The organism is Frankia sp. QA3 (assembly GCF_000262465.1).
Classification (GTDB): domain Bacteria; phylum Actinomycetota; class Actinomycetes; order Frankiales; family Frankiaceae; genus Frankia.
Genome location: NZ_CM001489.1, coordinates 7,329,878 through 7,336,404, shown reverse-complemented (window position 1 = coordinate 7,336,404; position 6,527 = coordinate 7,329,878). Strand labels below are relative to the sequence as shown.

The following is a 6,527-nucleotide window of genomic DNA, read 5'->3' as shown; positions in this document are numbered from 1 at the left end:
CGGGCGCGTGCCCGCCGGGAAGCCCGGTGCCGGGCTCGGCCCGCGGCACGCCGGGGCGTGTCCGGGTGGGACGCCTGGTGACCAGGGCGTTGCGCGGCGACGGCGGCTCGGTCAGGCGCAGACCCAGCAGGGAGATCGGGCGGGCATCCCCGCCGCCCGCGCCGGGGCCGTCCGGACCCGCGGACCGAGCCGAGACGTCTAGACCCTCCTGGTCGGCCCCGGACGGATCGACCGGCGCCGCGATGCCATCATCGTCCCGGCTCCCACCATGACCCGCCATCCGTGCCACCCCGCCCCCATCTCCGGTCCGACTCCGCTGGACGACACCGGAGCGCGAGGCAACCGCTACGGCGTGGCATCACGGTCTCGCGTCACCCGGTGCCCCGACAAGAGCTCCAGGATGATCCACATAGCCGGAAACGGACCCCCGAGCAGCGAACACACCACCGACACACTCGATCCACTCCGAACCGCCATGCGATGGCAACACCATACCGAGGTCATGTCACCAGGACGGATCGGGCTCGCACCGTCCGTGTGACATGAGAATGCGGACGGCCACCGCCCCCCGCGGGGACGGTGGCCGTGTGGCACCCGGCAACGCCGGGCGGGGGCAGCCGGTGCGCTCAGCTGGCGAGTGCCAGCTCGCGCAGCACCGCCGCGGTGTCGAGGGCGGCCAGCGTCGCCTCCCGGCCCTTGTCCTCGCTGGAGTCGGGCAGCCCGGCCCGGTCGCGGGCCTGGTCGACCGTGTCGCAGGTGAGCAGGCCGAAGCCGACGGGGACCCGCGCGTCGAGGGTGACCCGGGCCAGCCCAGTGGTGACGAACTGGCAGACGTAGTCGAAGTGCGGCGTGCCGCCGCGGATGACCACGCCGAGCGCGACGACCGCGTCGTGCCGCTGGGCCAGCGCCGCGGCGACGACGGGCAGCTCGACCGCGCCGGAGACCCGCACGACGGTCGGTGCGGTCGCGAGCCCGGTGTCCTTCACCGCGCGCAGCGCCCCGGCCAGCAGCGCATCGGTGATCTCGGCATGCCAGCGGGTGGCGACGATCGCCAGCCGCAGCCCGGCCACCGGCGGGAGCACCTCCTGCGGCGCGCCGAAGCCGCTCACAGGCCCTCTCCGTCGGTGAGATCCACGCCGGCCGGGGAGCTGCCGGCGCCGCCCGGGACGGCGGCGCAGCCGGAGGTGGCGGGCACCCGCGCGGGGCTCGGCGCCCAGCGGCCGCCGGCCGGGGTGTCCTCGCCGACGGCGCGGGGCAGCCCGGGTAGGACGTGGCCCATCCGGTCCCGCTTGGTCGTCAGGTAGCGCAGGTTCTCCGGGGTCTGGGTGACCGGCATGCCGATGAGCTCGACGATGCGCAGCCCATAGCCCTCCAGGCCGGCCCGCTTCGTCGGGTTGTTCGACAGCAGCCGCAGGCCGCGCACCCCGAGATCGACCAGGATCTGCGCGCCGGTGCCGTAGTCGCGGGCGTCCGCCGGCAGGCCGAGCGCGAGGTTGGCGTCGACGGTGTCGTGGCCGGCGTCCTGGAGCTGGTAGGCGCGCAGCTTGTGCATCAGGCCGATGCCGCGCCCCTCGTGACCCCGCACGTAGAGGACCACCCCGCGGCCCTCGGCCGCGATCATCCGCAGGGCGGCGTCGAGCTGGGTGCCGCAGTCGCAGCGGCGCGAGCCGAACACGTCGCCGGTGAGGCACTCGCTGTGCACCCGGACGAGGACGTCCTCGCCGTCGCCGAGCTCGCCGCGGATCAGCGCGATGTGCTCCACCCCGTCGAGGATGTTGCGGAAGCCGACGGCGCGGAAGGTGCCGTACCGGGTCGGGATCGTCGCCTCGGCGACCCGCACCACCTGCTTCTCGGTGCGGCGGCGGTAGGCGATGAGGTCGGCGATGGAGATCAACAGCAGGCCGTGCTCGCGGGCGAACGCGGCGAGCTCGGGCAGGCGCGCCATCGTCCCGTCGTCGTTGACGATCTCGCAGATGGTGCCGGCCGGGCGCAGTCCGGCGAGCCGGGCCAGGTCGACGGCCGCCTCGGTGTGGCCCGGGCGGCGCAGCACGCCGCCGTCCTTGGCCCGCAGCGGGAAGATGTGGCCGGGCCGGCTCAGGTCGCCGGGGACCGTGTCGGGGTCGGCGAGCAGCCGGATCGTGTGGGCCCGGTCGGCGGCGGAGATGCCGGTGGAGACGCCCTCGCGGGCGTCGACGGTGATGGTGAACGCCGTGCCCATCCGCTCGGTGTTGTGCGGGACCATCTGGTCGAGTTCGAGCCGGTCGGTGTCGGCGGCGTCCATCGGCACGCAGATCACCCCGGAGGTGTAGCGCGTCATGAACGCGACCAGCTCGGGGGTGGCCGCCTGGGCGGCGAAGATCAGATCGCCCTCGTTCTCCCGGTCGGCGTCGTCGACCACGACGAGCGGCTGGCCGGCGGCGATCGCGGCGATGGCGTCCTCGATGGAGGCGAAGCTCACGTCGGCGTCGCCGTTCGCCGTGCCGGTGCTGGTAGCGGGCGCCCCGGTGACGGCTGCGGACAGGACGGGGACGGGCGGGGAGGGGATGGCCGTCGAGGAGGTGCCGGCCGCGGAGGTGGTCATCGGGACAGTCCGTTCGGGTCGATGGTGCCGGCATGCAGCTTCTCGACGTACTTGGCCAGCACGTCGACCTCGATGTTGACTCTGGAACCCGGTGCGCGGCGGCCGAGCGTGGTCAGGCCGAGGGTGGTGGGGATCAGGCTGACCGTGAAGGTGGCCGGGGAGTCGCCTCCGGCCGAGGTGACCTCGACGACGGTCAGGCTGACTCCGTCGACCGTCACCGAGCCCTTCTCCACGAGGTAGCGGTCGAGGCCCGCGGGCAGGGCGATGCGGACGAGCTCCCAGTGCTCGTCGGCCTGCCGGTCGACGACGACGCCGACGCCGTCGACGTGCCCCTGGACCAGATGGCCGCCGAGGCGGTCGGCCAGCCGGACGGGCCGCTCGAGGTTCACCGGATCGCCGACGGCGAGCTCGCCGAGGGAGGACCGTACGAGGGTTTCGCGCATCACGTCAGCGGTGAACGCCGTGGACACCGCGATTGTGCCGGCGGGGCCCACGCGGCTCGCGCCCTCGTCCGGACCGGTGCCGTCCGGACCGGTGCCGTCCCGTTGGAAGGAGGTCACCGTAAGACACACGCCGTTGACGGCGATGGAGGCGCCGTGGGCCGCGTCCGCCAGTACGGTCTGACAGGCAATGGTGAGCGCCGCCGACTCCGGCCGCGCATCCACCTTCGCCACCACGCCGAGCTCTTCAACGATGCCGGTGAACATCCGACTCGCGCCCTTCGGTCCCGGGCACCGCTCCCCGGTTTCGGGGGGTTCCCACGCGGGACCTGCCGGCGTGCGCACGCCGACGCGCACCCGCGGACGGCTACGACCACCCACGGGCACTCGACCCGCGCGCGTCCTCCCATCCGGACTTTGACCGTCGGTCCCGGAGTTCCACCGGGTCAGCCGTCCCAGTACCTGCGGACGGGTCGCGGACTATCACCGCCGGCTCGGAGTTTCACCGACCCCGGAGCGCGCGTGCTGCTGGTTGTACTGCCCCAAGTGTGACATACGAAGCGGCCACGCGCCGCACCCGGCAGCGTGACCGAGGTCATGCCCACCGGCCAAACGCCAGGTCGGGTGCCCTCCGGCGGCGCTCAGCCGAGCGGGAGGTGGCTGTTGACCGCCCGGACGTCCACCGCGAGCGCCGGGATCTCGACCACCTCGACCCCGGCCGCGGCCAGCCGTTCCGCGCCGTCGCAGTCGACGAACAGCGACGGCTCGCGCCAGGCGAACACCACGCGGCCGATGCCTGCGGCAAGGATGAGCTCGGTACAGGTCCGCGGCCGCGACGCCCGGGCGCTGCACGGTTCCAGCGAGCTGTAGACCGTGGCCGCGGCCGGATCGGTACCAGCGGCCAGGTCGGTGCGGGCGGCGAGGCGGCGCAGCGCGACCTCCTCGGCGTGGTCGTGCGGCTCCTGCGCCCGCGAGTAGCCCTCGGCCAGCAGGGTCCCGTCGGCCGCCACGATCATCGCGCCGACCGAGAACGCCGTGGTCGACGGCGGGCAGCGGCGCCCGAGCTCGACCGCGCGGGCCAGCCAGTACCGGTCCCCGTCAGGACCCGGGGGCGGGCCGTCGGGGATCGGTGAGCCGGGCGTCGTCACGCCGGGTCGGCGACCGGGCGTGCGGCCGGCGGGGTCAGCCGGGGGGCGACCCGCAGCGCCTGGGCGCGCAGCTTCTCGACGGCCTCGCCGGGATCGCCGGCACCGAAGACCGCGGTGCCGGCGACGAAGACGTCGACCCCGGCAACCGCGGCCTGCTCGATGGTGTCCTCGTTGACCCCGCCGTCGATCTGCAGCCACAGGTCCAGGTCGCGGTCGTCGATCAGCCGGCGAGCCGCCTCGATCTTCGGCAGCACCTCGGTCATGAACTTCTGGCCGCCGAAGCCGGGCTCGATCGTCATCAGCAGCAGCAGGTCGAAGCGGTGCAGGTCGTCGAGGTAGTGCTCAACCGGGGTGTTCGGCTTCACGGCGAGGCCGGTGCGGGCGCCGGCGGCCCGGATCGCCGCGGTGGTCCGCGGCAGATCGGACACGGCCTCGGCATGGATGGTCACGTTCGCCGCGCCGCGCTCGGCGTAGTCGGCCGCCCAGCGGTCCGGGTCGTCGATCATGAGGTGGCAGTCGAGCGGAGTCTGCGTCGCCGACCGCAACGCCGTCACCGCGTCCGGGGAGAACGCCAGGTTCGGGACGAAGTGGTAGTCCATGACGTCGACGTGCAGCCAGTCGGCCCGGCCCTCGACCGCGAGGGCCGCGTCGGCCAGCCGGCCGAAGTCCGCGGCGAGCAAGCTGGGGTAGATCTGTGCGGTTGCCACCCCGCGAGACTATTCGACCCAGCCGGCGGACCACCCCAGCCGGCGGACCGACCCAGCCGGCGGACCACCCCAGCCGGCAGACCCGCGGCCGGCGCCCGCCCCACCGCGCGGGCTCAGTTCTGGTTGCGGCGCAGCAGCGCCACGAACATCGCGTCCGTGCCGTGCCGGTGCGGCCAGAGCTGGACGAACGGGCCGGATCCGAGCCCATCGACCTCCGGCAGGGCAAGCCGGGCGTCGAGGACGGAGGTGTCCGCCCGCTGGCCGGCCACCTGGCGAACCACCTCGACGGTCTCCGCCGGGTGCGGGGAGCAGGTCGCGTAGGCGACCACCCCGCCGGGTCGGACCAGATCCAGCGCGGCGACGAGCAGGGCGCTCTGCAACGGCACGAGGGCGGCCAGGTCGCCGGGGATGCGCCGCCAGCGGGCCTCCGGGCGGCGGCGCAGCGCCCCGAGCCCGGTGCAGGGCACGTCGACGAGCACCCGGTCGGCGCTGCCCGGCGGCAACGGGGCCGCCCGCCCGTCCGCGCGCACCACCCAGGCCCGCGGCTCCCCCGCCAGCGACCGGGCCACCAGGCCCGCCCGGGTCGCCCGCGGTTCCAGCGCGAGCAGGCTCGCCCCAGCCCCGGACGCCGCCCCGGATGGGGACGCCGCCCCGGATGGGGGCACGGCGCCGGGACCGGACGCCACCTCGGGACCGGACGCCACCTCGGGACCGGAGGTCGACTCGGGACCCGAGGACAACCCGGGCCCGGCGCCCGAGCGGTCGGTGAGCAGGCCGGCGAGCAGCGCCGCCTTGCCGCCAGGACCCGCGCACAGGTCGACGGTCAGCCCGCGGTCACGGCCGACCGTCGCCGTTCGGGCCAGGGCGAGCGCGACGAGCTGGCTGCCCTCGTCCTGCACCGCCGCGGCCCCGGACGCCACCGCCGGCAGCCGCGCGGGATCACCGCCGTCGAGGCGCACCGCGTACGACGAGTAGGGGCCGGGCGCCGCGGCGAGCCCCTCCCGGTCGGCCTCGGCGAGCAGGCGTTCCCGGTCGGTCCGGCCGGGTCGGGCGACCAGGTGCACCACGGGCCGGGCGTCGTCGGCGGCGAGCGCCGCACGGGTCTCGTCGAGGTCGTCCCCGAGAGCCTCCGCGACGACCTCGACGATCCAGCGCGGATGAGTGGTCACCACCGCAAGGTGGCCGATCGGATCGGTCTCGAAGCGGGGAGCGCCGAGTAGCTGGGCGAGGTCCCCACCCGTCTCCGCGATCCGGGCGCCCCCCCGCCGCAGCACCGCGTTCGCGAACCGGACCGGCCGCTCGCCGCTGGTCGCCCGGACGAGGTCCACGGTGCTGGCCACCGCGGCGCGGGCGGGGACCCGGGTGCGCAGCAGCTGGTAGGCACCGAGCCGCAGCGCGTCGCGCAGCGGCGGGTCGATGTCGTGCACGGGCCGGCTCGTGGCCGTGTCGAGCAGCCCGTCGAGGGTTCCCTGGGCGCGCAGCGCGCCGTAGGCGAGCTCGGTGACGAAGCCGCGGTCGCGGGCCGGTAGCCCGCTGCCGGCGAGCAGCGAGGGCAGTAGCAGGTTGGCGTACGAGCCGCGCTCGTCGACCGCCCGCAGCACCTCCCAGGCCAGCAGGCGGGGGCGGTCGACGGCGGCGGGCGGGCGCGCCC

At 75.1% G+C, this 6,527-nt stretch carries 6 protein-coding genes, 1 pseudogene and 1 riboswitch; all 7 genes and pseudogenes read right to left on the bottom strand.

From position 1 onward, the window contains the following. Positions 1-280 (bottom strand): annotated as a pseudogene (locus tag FRAQA3DRAFT_RS37870) (hypothetical protein); the annotation flags it as partial. A 346-nt stretch (positions 281-626) separates the two neighbouring features. Then, positions 627-1,109 carry a 6,7-dimethyl-8-ribityllumazine synthase gene (gene ribH, locus FRAQA3DRAFT_RS29995; RefSeq protein ID WP_009742809.1) on the bottom strand — a complete coding sequence of 161 codons (483 nt, stop codon included), beginning with the start codon at positions 1,107-1,109 and terminating at the stop codon, positions 627-629. Then, the gene (locus tag FRAQA3DRAFT_RS29990) at positions 1,106-2,581 is read right to left on the bottom strand and encodes a bifunctional 3,4-dihydroxy-2-butanone-4-phosphate synthase/GTP cyclohydrolase II (RefSeq protein WP_009742808.1); all 1,476 of its coding nucleotides are present in this window, start codon (positions 2,579-2,581) and stop codon (positions 1,106-1,108) included. The genes ribH and FRAQA3DRAFT_RS29990 overlap by 4 nt, the downstream gene beginning before the upstream one ends. After that, a complete protein-coding gene (locus FRAQA3DRAFT_RS29985) occupies positions 2,578-3,288 on the bottom strand; it encodes a riboflavin synthase (RefSeq protein ID WP_009742807.1) in 711 nt (236 codons plus the stop codon). The genes FRAQA3DRAFT_RS29990 and FRAQA3DRAFT_RS29985 overlap by 4 nt, the downstream gene beginning before the upstream one ends. Before the next feature lie 127 nt (positions 3,289-3,415). Then, positions 3,416-3,545: riboswitch (FMN riboswitch) on the bottom strand. 117 nt (positions 3,546-3,662) lie between these two features. Continuing rightward, positions 3,663-4,169 (bottom strand): dCMP deaminase, encoded by a 507-nt coding sequence (locus FRAQA3DRAFT_RS29980; protein ID WP_009742806.1) that lies wholly within the window; start codon positions 4,167-4,169, stop codon positions 3,663-3,665. Beyond that, positions 4,166-4,876: a ribulose-phosphate 3-epimerase gene (gene rpe / locus FRAQA3DRAFT_RS29975; protein WP_009742805.1), complete on the bottom strand. Its 711-nt coding sequence runs from the start codon at positions 4,874-4,876 to the stop codon at positions 4,166-4,168. The genes FRAQA3DRAFT_RS29980 and rpe overlap by 4 nt, the downstream gene beginning before the upstream one ends. A gap of 113 nt (positions 4,877-4,989) precedes the next feature. Then, on the bottom strand, positions 4,990-6,527 hold a 1,538-nt coding region (locus FRAQA3DRAFT_RS29970), incomplete at its 5' end, for an RsmB/NOP family class I SAM-dependent RNA methyltransferase (RefSeq protein ID WP_009742804.1).

Coding starts and splice junctions, on each gene's coding strand:
- FRAQA3DRAFT_RS29990 (WP_009742808.1), bottom strand. CDS start 2,581: ATGACCACCTCCGCGGCCGGCACCTCCTCGACGGCCATCCCCTCCCCG.
- FRAQA3DRAFT_RS29985 (WP_009742807.1), bottom strand. CDS start 3,288: ATGTTCACCGGCATCGTTGAAGAGCTCGGCGTGGTGGCGAAGGTGGAT.